Source organism: Sulfurovum sp. (assembly GCA_020525365.1).
In the GTDB taxonomy this organism is placed as follows: Bacteria; Campylobacterota; Campylobacteria; order Campylobacterales; family Sulfurovaceae; genus Sulfurovum.
Window position 1 is genome coordinate 1 of record JAIZOF010000001.1, and the last position, 17,164, is coordinate 17,164.

The window sequence follows — 17,164 nt, forward strand, 5'->3', positions numbered from 1 at the left end:
CTACTATCTACCTTCTAGTTTTTATTCTAAATATTTATTTTTAGCAATTTCATATGCTGTAGCACTATTTTTTCTAATGCAGCGGATAGATAATCCATATATAGGAAAACCTGGACGAAAATTTACACCTTTACCACTTGTGGTACGAAAATACCGAGCAAGTCTCCTTGTTTCATCAAACTCAGATGTCCAATAGTAACCACGTTCACCCATTTCTGTTAGACGTGCACCTTGGGCTTCTGCAACACGAATACCTGATGTTGGTAATTTTAATACCGAAGTATAGGCACCTTCGGTATCGTTACTTTTCCAAGTATGATATTCATTTTCCCACTCCTGCCTAGTTGGTACCCTAAATCCATTAGGGCATATACCTTTTCCATCAGTTTTCAATAGAAAAGCTGTTCTTTTTGATCCATTATCATCCACTCCATCAGCTACCCAATCACTATCTACTGCTCTTACAATAAAATTACTATTTGGGTTTTCTAGCGTTGTTGCTAGAACTGATGTTGTTTTTGATGTCTTGTCTTCATGGCCATCAGCTTTTCTGCCCCACTGAAAATAATCACCATAAGACAGTGTATCTGTAATAGATCTGGCTACTCTTGTAGCACCCAGATTTCTATCTAACCATACTTTATGTGTTGTGTTATTAATAACACATCCATATTTATTGCCATTGTATGTAGTTGAAAAATTAGCATCGCATACAGATTTACAGCCTACTAAAATTAATGATACAAATATCATTATTATTGAGAATGAGTTAAAATTCATAGATATTCTTCCTTCATCTATCAAAATAACTTACATACTTAACATAATCTATATTTAAGATTTTTTATATAAAGCATTTGTATGCTCAATACTATTTACCCTCAATAAACCTTAATAGCAATATATCATTATTTTTATTCTTTTTGATATCACTAAACCTTAAATCCCATACTTTTAGTGCCATCGAAACTACTGCCAAGTTCTTTTTCAATCTCTTCAAGAAAATCATGGTTACCAAAAACTGACTCTTTGCGTACCGCAACCTTGTAGGCAGTATTTCGAATAATAAGATTGATCTGTCCACCAGTTAGCTCATATTTTGCCAGTATTTCTACATCAAAATCTTCTGTATAGTCTGCTTTTTCAGGCAACATAAACTGCCAAAGTCTCAAGCGCTGTTTTTTACCTGGCTTCCTAAACTCAATCTTATAGTTAAATCGTCTTGAAAAAGCTTTGTCAATATTGCCCAATAGATTAGTAGTAGCAATAAGTATCCCCTCAAAACATTCAATCTGCTCAAGAAAGATATTCTGCATCTGATTATGCATCTTATCAGCACTGCTACTAACTCCTTCACTTCTAGAACTCAAAAACTGGTCAGCTTCATTAAGCAACAAAATAGGTTCGACCTTTGCTTTAGCACTAAGCTCTTTAAAATCATCAAAAATACGGCGAACATTTTTCTCACTCTCTCCTACATACATTGATAAGATTTTTGAGCAGTCAAAAGAGAGAATAGGTTTTTTCAGTGTCTTGGCAAGACTCATTGCAGTCATTGTCTTACCTGTACCCGCTACCCCATAGAAGATAATGCGCGCATCAATACTCTTACGCTTGTCTTTAATACCCCACTCACGCAATTTTTTAAATACCTCTTTGTCAACTTGTTTTACTACATTATCAAGTGTCTCACGGGTCTTAGAGTGGAGTACCACATCGTCAAGTGTTGTCTCGGGCTTGAGGTATTCAAAAAGCTCTTGCTCTTTAACTAATGCATCAAGCTTAAGTTTGGTAACTGTTTTTTTCTTTTTAGGGTGAATAATACGTTGCATTACCTCTTCTTGAAGATAGAATGAACGGCTTACTCCACCAAACATATTGAGGATCTCTTCATAGTCAATAATTCCCTCAATAATTAGCTTGGCACCATCTTCAAGTAGGGCACGATTCTTGATCTTCTCGTACTCATCGAAGCTAATTAGTTCAATCAGTGTGTTCATATCACGAAACTGCCCTTCACCCCCACTGTACTCTTCTTTCAAAAGGGCAAGAAAAATACGTTGTTCTTTTTCATCAAGTTGCTTTTCTTTAAAAAACTCCTCAACAATAATAGGTGTTTGGGTAATTTTGATACGCTCCTCGATACGTTTTGTCAATAGTGTCAACTTATTTTTAAGCCTACCAATATTCAATGAGTTATTAGTAAACTCTTGTTTATAAGTAGCAATCTGATGTAGCAGTGCAACCATATCAAACTGATCTTGTAGATACTCTAGGTGATCGGTATAAGGCTTTATTTCTGGTAAAAATATTTCTAATGACCCTTTTTCAAGTAGGCGGAGTAGTGACATACTCGGTGTTACTGAAGTATTAATAAGTTCCAACTGCGAAGAGTCATGTGCTTTAACCTGCCCAAAACTCACCTGTATAAACCAGCCTAGATCAAGTAGATTCTTTACTAGTGGTAGCTTCTTAAGATAAAGATAGGACTTTCCCCGAAAATTTTCCTGCAACATATCCAATACCGATATCTCCTCTGTTCCCTGAACATACCGACAGCAAACATACTGGATCAGTTTTGCTTCCACTTCGGTACACTTTAAATGCTTGAAGATACAGCTCTTCTTTATCTCTTTGGCTTCTATAAAATCAATTAGGTGCTTCAATGCATACTTTCCTATTTTCTTTTCAGTATAGCAAAGTTTTGTTTTGATTTGCTATACTATATTTATTAAAAAACTAAAAATTGATTAGGAGGTTGCTATGCCTAAGCTTATACTGCTCTTTACCTTTGGTGCTACACTACTATTTTCTGAAGCAACAATGGTACGTGACACCCGAACTGGTCTAATGTGGGAAGATACATCACATACAAAAGAGACAAAAATCACTCATCCACGTGCTAAAGCCTACTGTCACCAACTAAAACTTGGTAATTTTAGTAATTGGCGACTGCCAACCATTAAAGAACTCTTAAGTATCGTTGACTATAACCGTATAGAACCAGCAACTCTTAAAGTTTTTGACTACATCAAGGAAGACTCTTTCTACTGGACATCCACACCTGTTGCCAAAGAAGATGATGAGTTTTGGGGTATTAACTTCAAACACGGGGAAAGTAGTAGAGCTTCAGAATATTATGACCGTTATGTACGTTGTACTAGAAATATAAAATAACCAATGTTCTTATTTAATCGACTCTTTGCCAAAAGCCATACAATTGTATTGCATATTCTCTCATCTAATGGGTTTCATTTACGCCCTGTAGCACAATTTACTACTGAAGCCAAAAAGTTCTCTTGTAGTGTTGAAGCAGAGAGTCGTGGTAAAGTTATCAATGCTAAAAACCTCAATGAACTTCTATCACTCAACCTTGATAAGGGTGATCATTTTGATCTCATCTGTAGAGGAACGGATGCTGATAAGGCCATAGAAAAACTTTCTCAAGTCTTTGAAGCACTCATGGAAAAAGAACCTGAATACAATACTATAAAGGAGACCAGAAATCATTATGATGGTACTCACTTAAATGGAAAAATCATTGTGTCTGGGGTTACGATTTCCTCATTATGGCACTACAGTAAAACTACTACAAAGAAAATAACTGGTACAGTATTTTCTGAAGCAATTACTATGAGTATTGCTGAATTAGAGTATCTCTACATCACACATCAGGCTCAAGCTGATAATACAATCTATCTTGCCCAAAAAGTATTACTTGAGTCCCTCGCACACATCAATTCACTTCATGATTTTGAAAAATATATAATACAAAAAAGCGAAGCACTTCATGGTGGTAAAATGGAGGCAAAGATTGTCGATTACCAAGATATTCTTCAGCGAGTCAAAAGACACCTAGGCTACCATACTACAATAAACTACCCTTCCAATACATTCATACTAGTTGCAGAGGATCTTCTTCCTTCGCAAATAGAAGCATTACCAAAGCAAGTACAGGGGGTTGTTCTCAAAAATACATCACCCGCCTCCCATACTGCTATTCTACTACGTGCAACGGGAATTCCATCTCTAATCATTCAGGAGAATTTACCACAGATAGAGGAGAGTGTTATCCTCGATGCATACAGTGGTACACTTGTTATATCTCCAACAAAAGAAGATATATGTAAAGCTCAAGCATGCATCAGTCAAGAAAAAGAGACTTTAAATACAGCCAATCAAAAACGTTTTGAAAAAGCAGTCACATCTGATGGTATCTCTGTCAAAATACTTGCCAACATCACTGATGTTACTTCAGCAAAGATTGCTAAAAATTCAGGTGCGGAAGGGATTGGGTTGCTGCGCACTGAGTTTCTTTTTAAAGAGAAACTTCCTTCCTTTAAAGAACAACAAGATATCTATAAGGCTATTTTTAATCTTTTTGATGACGTAACCATACGTACCCTCGATGTGGGAGGGGACAAGTCATTGCCTTATATTGACATTCCTCAAGAGAATAATCCATTTTTAGGTATCCGCGGTATTCGCCTACTTAAAACTCACCCAGAACTTATTGAAGCACAATTACATGCCATCTTTATTGCCGCAGAAGGCAAGGCACTTAAAGTGATGTTTCCCATGATTGCTACTGTAAAAGAGTTCAATGAAGCCAAGCATTTTGCACAGAAAATAGCAAAAAAGCATCATATTAATATTGATAACATTATGTTTGGTATCATGGTAGAAATACCTTCTGTTCTCTTTCAGATAGAGGCATTCAACGAGATAGTCGATTTCTACTCCATTGGTACTAATGATCTCAACCAATATCTATTTGCCATCGAACGAACCCATCCTTTGCTAACCCTAGACCCATATTCACAAGTACTCTTTGATACTATCAAGAAGATTCACAAAGAGGCAGATAAGCCTATCAGTATCTGTGGAGAAATAGCTAGTGACAGCAAAGTAGTGCCTTGGCTAATCACACATGGTATCACTACACTCAGCCTTTCAGCACAGAAAATTCCCACTATCAAGGAGACTATCCGACATGTTTAACCTATCTCAACATATTGGTAAGGCACTGATGACCCCCATTGCTATTCTACCTGTAGCGGCATTACTGCTTCGTCTTGGATTTGGTGATATTTTTGAAGGACAAGTTGCCCTTATAATGAAAAGTGCTGGAGAGGCTATCTTTTCCAATCTTGACCTACTTTTTGGCATCGGTATTGCCTATGGACTAGCAAAAAATAATGATGGAGCAGCAGCACTTTCTGGAGCCATTGGCGTGTTTATTGCCAAAGCAGTCTATATGAACATTGACAATACGGTTAACATGGGGGTTTTTGTCGGCATTATTATCGGGGTAGTTACAGGGATACTTTATAATCGCTATCATACTATTAAACTGCCTGAGTTTCTTGGATTCTTTGGAGGAAAACGTTTCATACCTATCATAACTGCTCTTGTTGCTATTATCGTAGGAGTACTTTCTGGCTACTTTTGGCACTATGCACAAAATGGTATTGATGCTTTTTCTAATACTATCATTGGGTTGGGTGAAATAGGTACCTTTATCTATGGTGTACTTAATCGTCTACTGATTCCCCTAGGGCTACACCATATTCTCAACTCAGTCTTCTGGTTCCAGTTGGGTGAGTATAGTTATCTCAAGGATGGCGTACAAGTAGTTGCCAACGGTGATCTACACCGCTTCTTTGCCGGTGATCCAAGTGCAGGCATTTATATGTCTGGTTTCTATGTGGTAATGATGTTTGGTCTACCTGCTATTGCATATGCAATTTATCTTAATACTCCCAAAGCCCATCGCAAGAAAGCTGGTGCCATCCTTGCAGGAGTTGCATTTACCTCATTCTTGACAGGTATCACCGAACCATTAGAGTTTCTCTTTCTTTTTGTTGCACCAGTACTCTTTGTTATCCATGCCCTCTTGACTGGGCTTGCACTTGCCATAGCCCAAGGACTCAATATTCATGCTGGATTTGGCTTCTCTGCTGGTCTCATTGACTACCTCATCAATTACAAACTTGCTACTCACCCTCTCCGACTTGTTATGTTGGGGCTTGCATTTACTCCTATTTACTTTATTGTCAGTTACTATACCATTAAGATATTCAAACTCAAAATATTTGAAACCGAATCCTCCCATAAAAATAGTGAAGATGCAGATAAAACTGTGACTGCCTTTATTAAAGCCTTGGGCGGTATTGATAATATTATAAACACCGATGCTTGTATTACTCGTTTACGAATGAGTGTTAAAAGTAGTCATAATTTAAAAGATGAAGATTTCATAAGGCTGGGGGCAAAAGGAGTTATCAGACCAGATAAGCATTCAATCCAAATTGTACTTGGCACAAAAGCAGAAGGTATAGCAGAGAAAATTAAAGTATTGACTACTTAATATCCTCAATACTTTATTGTTGCTACAATAGTAGCATTAGGTTACCTTCATTACAACATCACCACACTTAACAATAGATAACTTTTTCTCTATCTGCTGAACATCACTCTCTTCAGAGATAATAATAGGAGTGATAATGTCTCTGGCATGTATCACAATATAATCCAAGTCAACTTTAATTACCGGATCACCTGCAGTAATGCTATCACCCTCATTAACCAAACGTTCAAAGCCTTTTCCTTCAAGTGCTACCGTCTCTAACCCAATATGTACCATCACTTCAAGATCTTTGTCACTTTTAATACTATAAGCATGATTGGTTAAAAATATCTTGCTAACAGTACCACTAATTGGGGCACAGAATATATCTCCTATAGGCTTGATGGCAACCCCATCTCCAACCATTTTATTAGCAAATACCTCATCTGGTACTTCGGTAATATCAACCACCTGTCCATCAATAGGCGAAACTACCTCTCTTAGCTTTCGTTTGAATAATTTGAACACTGTATACTCCTTTGGTATTTAACCTCTCCTTCTACTATGGTTGTTATAATATTCAAATCTTTATCAAAAATAACCAAATCAGCATCATAACCTAACATAAGTTTTCCCTTTTTTAATCTAAGTTTTTCTGCCGGTAGTTGTGTTACACTTAAAATTGCTTCTGGAAGTGTCATTTCTGTATATTCTACCATATTTCTAAGGGCTTCATTCATGCGTAGCACACTACCTGCTAGAGTACCATCAGCAAGTGCTGCTTTACCCTCCGATACAGTAACATCTCTTCCTCCAAGATCATATCTACCACACTTCATACACCCAGCACGCATTGCATCGGTAATAAGTATTAGATGCCCTTTTTTCATTTGATGGCTTAAGTGTAAATGATGGGGGTGTACATGTATTGTATCAGCAATAATATCTGCTGTAACTTCATCTCGGTCAAAACAGGCACCCACAATCCCTGGTCTTCGATGATGGTATGAAGACATGGCATTAAATAGGTGTGTTACGTGGGATACCCCAGCATCAAATGCTTTTATGCTCTCATCATAATTTGCTTTTGAATGCCCAATACTCAAAATTAGTTCAGGATATCTCCTCTTCATCATTTCAATAAATGCCATACCCTGCGCTACCTCTGGTGCCAATGTGATTATACGGATAATATCAAGATAAGGCTCTATCCATTCACTCTGTGGAGACTGTATATAGCATTTATCCTGTGCACCATTTTTAGAGGCATTGATAAATGGTCCCTCAAGGTGTGCACCAAGGATCTGTGCACCAGATAATCTACCAAGAGAGGCTTTGATGTTTGCCAATGCCGCCTCTATCTTCTCTTGACTCATAGTCATTGTTGTTGCAAGAAATGCTGTTGTTCCTGTCTGTAGAAGTGTTTTTGAGAGTGTTTCAAGTGCTAAAGGGGTAGCATCCATTACATCTACACCACCACTGCCATGGATATGTATATCAATAAATCCAGGGCTTACATATGCCCCTTTAGCATCAATAGTGTCTACATCATTAATATTGATATTGCTATCAATATCTATAATCTTATTGTTAAATAAAAGTATCTGGTCTTCAATAACCTTATTGCCTATAATCAATTTGGCATTGATAAGTGCTGTCATGATACTCTACACTTTTTATTGATAAAATTAAGTTTCAATAAAATCATACAATGCCTTAATCTCCTCCGTCCATATCTCCTCATTAATAGTCTCTAATACCAATGGAATATCATCCATTCTTGGATCATTCATAATAAAATGGAACGCATCCCAGCCAATTTCACCAAATCCTAGTGAATGGTGACGGTCTACACGTGATCCAAGTGGTGGCTTGGAGTCATTAATATGCATCCCCATCAAATATTCAAATCCAACAATATTGCCAAATGTATCCATTGTCTTATCATAAGCTTTACGGGTACGCAAATCATATCCTGCAGTGAAAGTATGACAGGTATCTAAACAAACACCCACACGACTTTTATCCTCAACTTTCTCTATGAGGTGTGCCAAGTGTTCAAATTTATAGCCAAGATTGCTCCCTTGCCCAGCAGTATTCTCAATAACCAACTTAACACTAGAGCCTTCTGTTGCCTCTATGGCAAAATTAATTGACTCAGCAATAATATCAAGACAATGTATTTCTGCTTCTATCAACTTCTCTTCATAATGTGCGTCATGTTTAGATATCTTAACAAGATGAGAGCCTGGATGAAAATTGAGCTTCTCTAGCCCCAACTGTTCACATCGTTTTAACTCATCAATAAATGCTTCACGAGATTTCTCTAGCTTATCTGTTTCAGGATGCCCAAGATTAATCAAGTAAGAATCATGTGGAAGCACATGCCTAGAAAGGATACCACTTTTTTCAAGATTTGACTTAAATGCTTCAATAGAGGCTTCCGTCAGTGGCTTAGCAACCCACTGACGCTGATTCTTGGTAAAAAGAGCAAAGGCTTTTGCCCCTATATGCATTGCATTAAGAGGCGCATTCTCTACTCCTCCACTGGCACTCACATGTGCTCCTACAAATTTCATTTGTTACCCTTTGGATTTTTTAATCTTCATCACTATATGATTGATTGTATCATGGAAGGTCATTTCATGATTTAAAACACTGTATACAATATTATATTTATTGCCATTTGTTAATTTTTGTGTAAAGCCATTATCTTCTTTAACTACATTTTTCCCATCCATTAATGGTTGTCCACGAAAAATATTTTCAATAATATTATCTGGATAAAATGGTGAGAGTGCTTGCTCATTGAGTGATGCTTTGTTTATACAGTTAAACATACCACTACACACAGTATCTTGCGTAATATACAAAGAAAACAGTGCCTGACCATTTTCATAGATTTCAATTTTTATTTTATCTTCACCCTCATAGATAAACCCCTGATAGGCATAGTGCATAGTTGGTGTTCTTAGTACCATAAGTGCACTATGCTGCTTAGTATAAACATGGGGTTCTTTGATACATCCACTAATAAAAACTACAAGAAATAGAAGAAAGAATGTAAACCGCATAAGAACCTCGTTTTTTAGTATTGTACCGACATTTTAATAACAACTTAAGGATTGTGTTTATATAATTCCGTCCACAAGTTGTTATGGCCCCTTCATCTAGCGGTTAGGATTCCAGGTTTTCATCCTGGCCACAGGAGTTCGAGTCTCCTAGGGGTCACCACTTGTTTTTCTGCATTTTTGTTGTTATGGCCCCTTCATCTAGCGGTTAGGATTCCAGGTTTTCATCCTGGCCACAGGAGTTCGAGTCTCCTAGGGGTCACCACTATTTACAATCTCATACTTTAATAGTTTTTATAGGCAAAATGGAAATAATTATATTGATATTTGGGTCCTTAGCTCAGCTGGGAGAGCGCTTCGCTGGCAGCGAAGAGGTCGTCGGTTCGATCCCGATAGGATCCACCAACCAAACTCATTTACTAATTTATTAATATTTTTCTTAATTATGAACTATACGGGAATAAGAGTATTTTATTGTCTTTATATATTAGCTCTCAAATATTACCAACTCACCCTTTTTTAACTTTGGCAAAATATCAATCTTGATTTTTCTAATCTGGTACATTTTTTCTGTAGAAGAGAGATTTTTCTGTCGAGGAAGATTTCTAAGTTTCTCTTCATAGTAGGCTTGAAGCATCTGTACTAAAGCCTGTTCTAACTCCTTCTCATCCATTACTTTGATATTTTCATCAAGTGAAAGCCCTACTAGTTTTGGATGCTCTTTTTCTCCCCTTATGAATGCCTCTAAAAGCTCCACATATCTCCCAAAAAACTTCACATCAACTACATCTAATACAAAATCAACCAATTTTGGCTTCTCTAAAAGTGTTTTCAGAATACTTAACTGTGCTATATCATCTTTAGCCTGAGAGAAGTTCTCTCTAGCTTTGGCAGACTGTGCTTGCACACCAAACATAGTAGGTGATACACCTATAAGTGTTGCCGCTATGGGAAGATAGGCATCTCTAATAATGGGTGTTAATCTAAAAAGAAATTGCTTGACAACACCAAATGCTACCTCTTTAGAACGTGGATCATTCAAATTATGCTCCTCGACCATTTTTTCTAACACAAAAGGAATAATTGGCTTAGCTTCACGTAAGAGTTTTGTCACCATTGTGCTTTGTCCTTTGGCAATAAGGTCAGCAGGGTCTTGTCCATCAGGGAAAAGTACCACTCCACCATCAAAACCACTATAAGAAAGCATTTGTGCTGCCTTAAGTGCTGCGGCTACTCCTGCTTTGTCTCCATCATAGGCAAGAGTAATTTTTGGTTCTCCTTTGCGAAGTAGTGGAAGGTGTTCGCTTGTCAAGGCCGTCCCCAGTGTTGCCACCGCTTCAGTAAAACCTGCTTGATGGAACATTACAACATCAAGGTAACCCTCACATACAATTAACTTTTTGTTTTTGTAGATACTTTCTTTAGCAAGATTGTAGCCATAAAGTAAACGAGATTTGTTAAAAAGTTTAGTTTGTGGTGAATTGATATATTTTGCCGGATGATTGGTGATGGTACGACCCCCAAATCCAACTGCTGCACCATTAGGAGAAAAAATAGGGAAAGTAATGCGTTCAACTAAACGCGCATAGTAACCACCATCTTCCCCTTGTGCAATAATCCCTGCTTCAGTTGCTTGCGGGCGCGGCAAGGAGGTAGAATCGAGAAACTGCATCACCAATCTACCTTCAGGTACATACCCAATGCCAAAACGCTCAATAGCATTCTGAGAAATACCTCGTTCATGTAAGTAATTCTTTGCTATTTTATTTTGCTCAAGATTCTTCACATACCAGTGTTGAATTACTTCAAGCAGTCGCTTGGAACTAGAGTAATCTGAACTACCTTTAATATAATTAAGTGAGAAATTAAACCCTGAAGCAATCTTCTCGATTGCCTCTGGGTAGCTTAGCTTCTCAATTTCCATCACAAACTTAATAGCATCACCACCTACCCCACAGCCAAAGCAGTGGTAAATCTGCTTAGAGGGGCTTACTACAAATGATGGTGTCTTCTCTCCATGAAAAGGGCAGTTTGCCTTATAATTTGTGCCTGCTTTTTTAAGCTCTACATAGTTACCAACAATATCAACAATATCAATGATATTTTTGAGAGATTCTATGGAGGATTGATCAATCATAACAGTATTATATCGAATTTGGTATAATCTAGTATGGAATATATTCTCCCCACCTATGACGATCCACTATTTAGTATCCTCCTTATTATCATTATCAGCCTTATTATTGCTGTAGTGACATATGCATGGGGTCTTTATAAGCAACAAAGGGAGGCAGGGAACCTACTAAAATTTCTTGATAAGTTTGACAGTGCTGAGTGTGCACTTGATACTGCAGATATGGTCTTTGAAGAACATATGTTCAAACCACTAACACTTCTTGCAAAAGCATTTGAAAACTCTGGAGAGTATCACAAAGCAATTAATATCTATCTCTATCTCATCAAAAATATTGCCAATGAACTGACAAAAATAGAGTTAATGGAAAGGCTAGGTACAACTTATCTGCATGCTGGCTTTTTAGAGCGTGCTCGTACAATCTATATTGAAATTCTTAGGAAAAACCCTCGAAACAAAAAAGTACTTTATGGGCTAGGGGTTGTTTATGAAATAATGCACAAGTATGAAAAGGCTAAAGAAGTACTTGAGCCTCTACATCTTCTTGGGGAAGATACCTATATTCTAGAAAAATTTCTTCAATTCTCTGAACTTTCAAACAATCATCATCTTTCAATCAAAAAAAAACTTTTAATACTAAGCAATTTTCTCAAAGAAGAACCTAGTTTCTACAGATATATTATTGATTTCATGCTTCGACTTGATACTAGGGTTGCATGGGAAAACATCGATACTGAGCGTATTAGGGAGATACTCGATATCTTATGGTACTTACCAAATTCACAACTCGATTTAGATATAATTACAGCCGATACGCGACTCTCAACACTTTATTATGCCAAAGGATATCTACAAAAGCCAATAGCCAAGAGTGGTATATTTATACTTGATATGATTGCAAAGGCAAAAGAGAATGGATTTAAAGGAGGAGATCTTCAGTTCTCCTACTTGTGTAAAAAATGTAAACAGAGTTTCCCTGTCTCATTCAAACGATGTCCTAACTGTATGGCAATTAATTCTATAAAAGTCGAGGAACAAATTGCAAAAATACGTACGCAAACAGATTACTCTCTACTCTGATGGTTCCAGTTTGGGCAATCCTGGTCCTGGTGGGTACGGTGGCATTCTTGAGTACAATGGTTATTGTAAAGAGTATTATGGAGGAGAGGAATATACCACCAATAACCGTATGGAACTTCTTGGTGTTATTGAAGGCTTAAAGATGCTTAAGGAGCCCTGTGATATCACAGTAGTATCAGACAGCTCCTATGTTATTAAGGCAATTAATGAATGGCTTGAGGGATGGGTAAACAAAGATTTTAAAAAAGTTAAAAATATTGATCTCTGGAAAAAGTACCTTGAAGTTGCTAAACCTCATCATATTAAAGGTATTTGGGTGCGTGGGCATAATGGACACCCACAAAATGAACGGTGTGATCAACTAGCACGCACTGAAGCTGAACGCATACAACAAAACCTAACATAGGAGCTAGGATGACAGACTATAGTCGATTAGAAAAACGACTGACCTACACATTCCAAAATAAGCAATTAATTATTGAGGCCTTGACACACAAAAGTCATAAAAAGCCTTATAATAATGAACGGCTTGAATTTCTTGGAGATGCGGTACTTGACCTTATTGTCGGTGAATATCTTTTTCATAAATTTCCCAACTCTAATGAAGGAATACTCTCTAAAATAAGAGCCTCTTTGGTTAACGAAAGCGGTTTTGCGCTACTAGCACGTGCTATGGATTTGGGTAAATATATCTATCTTTCTGCTGCAGAAGAAAATAATAATGGGCGCAACAAACCCTCCTTACTTTCTAATGCATTTGAGGCAGTTATTGGTGCAATCTATCTTGAAGCAGGGCTAGAAAAAGCTAAAGAGGTTACTATTGCCCTACTCGAATCAGCACACCCTAGGATAGATCTTGATGCCCTCTCAAAAGATTACAAAACTGCTCTTCAAGAGTTAACGCAAGCAACCCATGGGGTGATACCACAATATGAGATGCTTGGTTCCTTTGGTCCTGATCACAAAAAAGAGTTTGAGGTTGCCGTGATACTTAATGACGAGATCATTGCTACTGCTAAAGGAAAGAGTAAAAAAGAAGCACAACAAAAAGCTGCACAGATTGCATTGGGGGTATTGAAGAGATGAATACTTTTGGAAAACGACTAACCTTAACCACTTTTGGAGAGTCTCATGGCAAAGCGATAGGATGTATTCTTGATGGCATACCTGCTGGGCTAAAAATAGACAAAACCTTTATTCAGTCAGAATTAGATAGACGCAAGCCAGGGAAAACAAAGCTGGAGACTGGACGTAAAGAGGATGACAAAGTAGAAATCCTTTCTGGTATCTTTGAAGGAGTATCTACTGGCACTCCTATTGCAATGATAATCTTCAATACTGATCAAAAAAGTAAAGATTATGACAGTGTCAAGAATCTTTTTCGTCCGGGACATGCTGACTTTACTTACTTTCATAAATATGGGCTACGTGACTACCGTGGTGGTGGACGCTCCTCTGCACGAGAAACAGCAGCCCGTGTTGCAGGAGGTGCTATTGCCAAACTAATACTTAAAGAGGTGGGAGTAAAAATAGAGAGTGGTCTATGTGAAGTTGATGGCATTAAAGCCGAGATTATTGACTTTTCTCATGCTCAAAACTCTAAGCTCTGTGCACTTGACCCAATGAAGGAGAAAGTACAAGAAGAGGCAGTTCTTGCAGCAAAAGAGGCACATGATTCTGTTGGTGGCGTGGTACTCACCCGTGCTACCGGTATCCCTGTAGGTCTAGGGGAGCCACTCTACTACAAACTCGATGCGATACTTGCCGATGCGATGATGGGTATCAATGCCGCCAAAGCAGTTGAGATTGGTGATGGTGTGGCAAGTACGCACCTCAAGGGAAGCCAGAATAACGACGAGATCACTCCCAAAGGGTTTGCAAGCAACCATGCAGGCGGAACCCTTGGCGGCATCAGTAATGGTGATACTCTCATTGTTAAAACCCACTTCAAACCGACCCCTTCCATCTTTCAGCCACAGCAGACCATAGACAAAAAGGGCAACCCTGTCACACTCGAACTCAAAGGACGCCACGACCCTTGTGTTGCCATTCGCGGTGCTGTGGTAACTGAAGCGATGATGGCACTTGTACTTGCTGATATGGTGCTGCTCAATATGGGTAGAAAAATGGAACACATTACAACACTTTATCAACAATAACTATTTAAAAAGCATAATCTCATCAAGCCCCTTTACATAAAAGCTTTTACGGTGAATGAAGCATCTGCCGTATCTTAGCAATGCTTCATAGTGTGCCTTGGTTGCATATCCTTTATGGCGTTCAAAACCATACTTTGAGTATATGTTTGCCATTTCAATCATCTCCCTATCACGTGTCACTTTTGCCAAAATACTTGCTGCTGAAACTTCTGGTATTTTTGTATCAGCTTTGACCATGGTCTTAATATTTGCAACACCAAAAGTACTATTGCCATCAAAAAGATAGTGTGCTTTAGGCAGTTCCCGTTGTATCTGCCTTAGACCCCTTGAAAGACATTTTGAGATACCTATAGTATCAATCTCTTCTGGTGAGAATCGAACAATACAATAGTGTGCTACTTGGATAATTTGCGAAAAGAGTATTTCCCGTCTCTTTTCACTTAGTTGTTTAGAGTCTGCCAATCCATCTATCTTCTCTTTCAGTATGACACCAGTCATTATCAGTGGTCCTGCAAGTGGTCCACGACCTGCTTCATCAATACCACAAAGAGGTAGCCTATCCATTTAATAGCCCTAAAAACTTCTCTCCATACCGTTCAAATTTTACCTCTCCAATACCATGTACCTCTAGCATCTCCTCTTTATTTTTTGGTTGTTTAGCACTGAGCTCTTTGAGGGTTTTGTCAGAAAAAATAATATAAGGGGGCATATTGTTATGTAATGCTATCTGCAAACGTAGATTTCTAAGTTTATTATAAAGTTCAATATTATAATCATCAACGTTAGGTACTTTGTATTTAAGAACATTTTGCTTAATGCTCAACCGTTCTTTTTTAAGTAAAATTATATGCATTCCCTTTAGTACTTCTGCCCCAAATAGTGTCAATTTGTAAACCTTAAACTCCCCTATATTTACTGCACCAAGCTCTAGTAACTTGTCACCAATAGTCAACCATTGTGCCTTAGTATATTTTTTACCAATACCATAAACACTCAGATTGCTATGTCCATTCTGTAGTACCCGTTTCTCCTTGCTTCCTCGAAGCACATCAATAATATAATGTAGTCCAAACTTCTGCTCAGTACGAATTATGGTTGAGAGTAGCATCTGTGTAGCTTCGGTAATATTGACCTTCTCAATTTCATGTATAGTACAGTTGTCACACTTGTCAACACAAGGTTCAATACAATCATCAAAGTAAGTTGCAATATTCTGGTGACGACATCTCTCACTATTGGTATAACGTACCATGCTCTCAAGCTTATTGAAGGCGTGTTCTTTGTAGGGTGTATCTGGTAAATCATTTATGAACATCTTCTGTTGTACGATATCTGCAGCAGAAAAAAGTAATAGTGTTTCAGACTCTAATCCATCACGCCCTGCACGTCCTATCTCTTGATAGTAATTCTCAAGTGTCTTAGGCATGGTCATATGCACTACAAAGCGGATATTAGATTTGTCAATGCCCATTCCAAAGGCAATAGTTGCCACAACAATCTGTATTTTATCTATTACAAAGTTATGATAAGTACTATTCTTCTTCTCTGCTGAAAGTCCTGCATGATAAGGGTATGCTTTAATGCCTTTGCCTTGAAGATAGTTTGCTACTGATTCAGTTGATTTACGAGAAAGGGTGTAAATGATACCAGATTCCCCATCATGCAACTTCAAAAAATTAATTAACTGCTCTTTACCATCTTTAATACGGTGCCTAGCATATATAGTTAAATTCTCTCGAAAGAGTAATCCACGTACTCGCTTAGGACTTTGTAATCCAAGATTAGCAATAATATCTTCTTCAACTGTTTTGGTTGCTGTAGCAGTAAAGGCAGCAATAGGAATAGTAGGAAACTGTGCCTTAAGTAACGACAGCTTACGATAGTTCTCTCTAAACTCATGCCCCCACTCACTTACACAGTGTGCCTCATCAATAACAAAAAAGTTAATCTTTAAATTATGCAATATATGAAGAAAGTGAGTATTGGTCAACCGTTCTGGTGCAACATAAAGTAATTTAACTTTACCGTACCGTAATTGTGCTTCTATCTTCTGGCTCTCTTCGGCATCTTGCATCGATGAGAGCATAACTGCAGTAATACCATTGGCTTTCAGGGAAGCTACTTGATCATACATCAATGCCAATAGTGGTGAAATCACTACTGTCACACCTTCCATCAACAAAGTAGGAATTTGATAACAAAGTGATTTTCCACCTCCAGTAGGTAAAATCATCAGTACATCTTTTTTATCTACAATTGTGTCAATCACCTCTTCTTGTAGTGGTCGAAACTGTTTGTGCCCAAAATAGTCTTTAAGTATCTCAAATTTGCTCATAGCAAAAGTGTAACGTGTTTTAAAAAAGAGTGGGAT

At 37.7% G+C, this 17,164-nt stretch carries 16 protein-coding genes and 3 tRNA genes; 10 read left to right on the plus strand and 9 right to left on the minus strand.

All coding sequences use genetic code 11. The features are described from left to right. Positions 1-21: 21 nt before the first annotated feature. Together LGB01_00005 and LGB01_00010 are read right to left on the minus strand one after the other, a co-directional pair. Positions 22-780 (minus strand): fibrobacter succinogenes major paralogous domain-containing protein, encoded by a 759-nt coding sequence (locus tag LGB01_00005; protein MCB4752611.1) that lies wholly within the window; start codon positions 778-780, stop codon positions 22-24. A gap of 152 nt (positions 781-932) precedes the next feature. Next, the gene (locus LGB01_00010) at positions 933-2,666 is read right to left on the minus strand and encodes an ATP-binding protein (protein ID MCB4752612.1); all 1,734 of its coding nucleotides are present in this window, start codon (positions 2,664-2,666) and stop codon (positions 933-935) included. Positions 2,667-2,763: 97 nt separating this feature from the next. On the opposite strand from LGB01_00010, the gene LGB01_00015 reads away from it, so the two are divergent. The 3 genes from LGB01_00015 to LGB01_00025 are packed head-to-tail and all read left to right on the plus strand — an operon-like array spanning position 2,764 to position 6,370. Then, positions 2,764-3,177 (plus strand): DUF1566 domain-containing protein, encoded by a 414-nt coding sequence (locus tag LGB01_00015; GenBank protein ID MCB4752613.1) that lies wholly within the window; start codon positions 2,764-2,766, stop codon positions 3,175-3,177. A 3-nt stretch (positions 3,178-3,180) separates the two neighbouring features. Continuing rightward, positions 3,181-5,001 (plus strand): HPr family phosphocarrier protein, encoded by a 1,821-nt coding sequence (locus tag LGB01_00020; protein MCB4752614.1) that lies wholly within the window; start codon positions 3,181-3,183, stop codon positions 4,999-5,001. Then, complete coding sequence (locus LGB01_00025; GenBank protein ID MCB4752615.1) at positions 4,994-6,370, plus strand: PTS transporter subunit EIIC; 1,377 nt, start codon at positions 4,994-4,996, stop codon at positions 6,368-6,370. Before LGB01_00020 ends, LGB01_00025 begins: the two co-directional genes overlap by 8 nt. A gap of 36 nt (positions 6,371-6,406) precedes the next feature. On the opposite strand, the gene LGB01_00030 is transcribed toward LGB01_00025, so the two are convergent. From LGB01_00030 to LGB01_00045, 4 genes are read right to left on the minus strand one after another with little or no spacing between them, the layout of a single operon-like run. Further along, positions 6,407-6,877 (minus strand): PTS glucose transporter subunit IIA, encoded by a 471-nt coding sequence (locus LGB01_00030; GenBank protein MCB4752616.1) that lies wholly within the window; start codon positions 6,875-6,877, stop codon positions 6,407-6,409. Further along, positions 6,850-8,010 carry an N-acetylglucosamine-6-phosphate deacetylase gene (nagA, locus tag LGB01_00035; protein MCB4752617.1) on the minus strand — a complete coding sequence of 387 codons (1,161 nt, stop codon included), beginning with the start codon at positions 8,008-8,010 and terminating at the stop codon, positions 6,850-6,852. Before nagA ends, LGB01_00030 begins: the two co-directional genes overlap by 28 nt. 27 nt (positions 8,011-8,037) lie before the next feature. Next, positions 8,038-8,928: a deoxyribonuclease IV gene (gene nfo, locus LGB01_00040; GenBank protein MCB4752618.1), complete on the minus strand. Its 891-nt coding sequence runs from the start codon at positions 8,926-8,928 to the stop codon at positions 8,038-8,040. 3 nt (positions 8,929-8,931) lie between these two features. Further along, positions 8,932-9,423 (minus strand): hypothetical protein, encoded by a 492-nt coding sequence (locus LGB01_00045; protein MCB4752619.1) that lies wholly within the window; start codon positions 9,421-9,423, stop codon positions 8,932-8,934. An 85-nt stretch (positions 9,424-9,508) separates the two neighbouring features. Here LGB01_00045 and LGB01_00050 point away from each other — a divergent pair. From LGB01_00050 to LGB01_00060, 3 genes are all read left to right on the plus strand, one after another. Further along, positions 9,509-9,583, plus strand: a tRNA-Glu gene (locus LGB01_00050). A gap of 27 nt (positions 9,584-9,610) precedes the next feature. Next, a tRNA-Glu gene (locus tag LGB01_00055) sits at positions 9,611-9,685 on the plus strand. Between the two features lie 64 nt (positions 9,686-9,749). Further along, positions 9,750-9,825: transfer RNA gene (locus LGB01_00060), tRNA-Ala, on the plus strand. 82 nt (positions 9,826-9,907) lie between these two features. On the opposite strand, the gene dnaG is transcribed toward LGB01_00060, so the two are convergent. Continuing rightward, the gene (gene dnaG, locus LGB01_00065) at positions 9,908-11,557 is read right to left on the minus strand and encodes a DNA primase (GenBank protein MCB4752620.1); all 1,650 of its coding nucleotides are present in this window, start codon (positions 11,555-11,557) and stop codon (positions 9,908-9,910) included. Positions 11,558-11,590: 33 nt separating this feature from the next. Between dnaG and LGB01_00070 the strand changes: the two genes are divergently transcribed. From LGB01_00070 to aroC, 4 genes are read left to right on the plus strand one after another with little or no spacing between them, the layout of a single operon-like run. Beyond that, positions 11,591-12,634 carry a hypothetical protein gene (locus tag LGB01_00070; protein MCB4752621.1) on the plus strand — a complete coding sequence of 348 codons (1,044 nt, stop codon included), beginning with the start codon at positions 11,591-11,593 and terminating at the stop codon, positions 12,632-12,634. Continuing rightward, positions 12,594-13,040: a ribonuclease HI gene (gene rnhA, locus LGB01_00075; protein ID MCB4752622.1), complete on the plus strand. Its 447-nt coding sequence runs from the start codon at positions 12,594-12,596 to the stop codon at positions 13,038-13,040. The genes LGB01_00070 and rnhA overlap by 41 nt, the downstream gene beginning before the upstream one ends. An 8-nt stretch (positions 13,041-13,048) precedes the next feature. Then, the gene (gene rnc, locus LGB01_00080) at positions 13,049-13,720 is read left to right on the plus strand and encodes a ribonuclease III (GenBank protein ID MCB4752623.1); all 672 of its coding nucleotides are present in this window, start codon (positions 13,049-13,051) and stop codon (positions 13,718-13,720) included. Next, a complete protein-coding gene (gene aroC, locus LGB01_00085) occupies positions 13,717-14,793 on the plus strand; it encodes a chorismate synthase (GenBank protein ID MCB4752624.1) in 1,077 nt (358 codons plus the stop codon). Before rnc ends, aroC begins: the two co-directional genes overlap by 4 nt. Here the strand turns inward: aroC and LGB01_00090 are convergent, their stop codons facing one another. Both LGB01_00090 and recQ read right to left on the minus strand, forming a co-directional pair. Then, complete coding sequence (locus tag LGB01_00090; protein MCB4752625.1) at positions 14,794-15,357, minus strand: ribonuclease HII; 564 nt, start codon at positions 15,355-15,357, stop codon at positions 14,794-14,796. Next, the gene (gene recQ / locus LGB01_00095; protein MCB4752626.1) at positions 15,350-17,128 is read right to left on the minus strand and encodes a DNA helicase RecQ; all 1,779 of its coding nucleotides are present in this window, start codon (positions 17,126-17,128) and stop codon (positions 15,350-15,352) included. Before recQ ends, LGB01_00090 begins: the two co-directional genes overlap by 8 nt. Between the last annotated feature and the right edge of the window lie 36 nt (positions 17,129-17,164).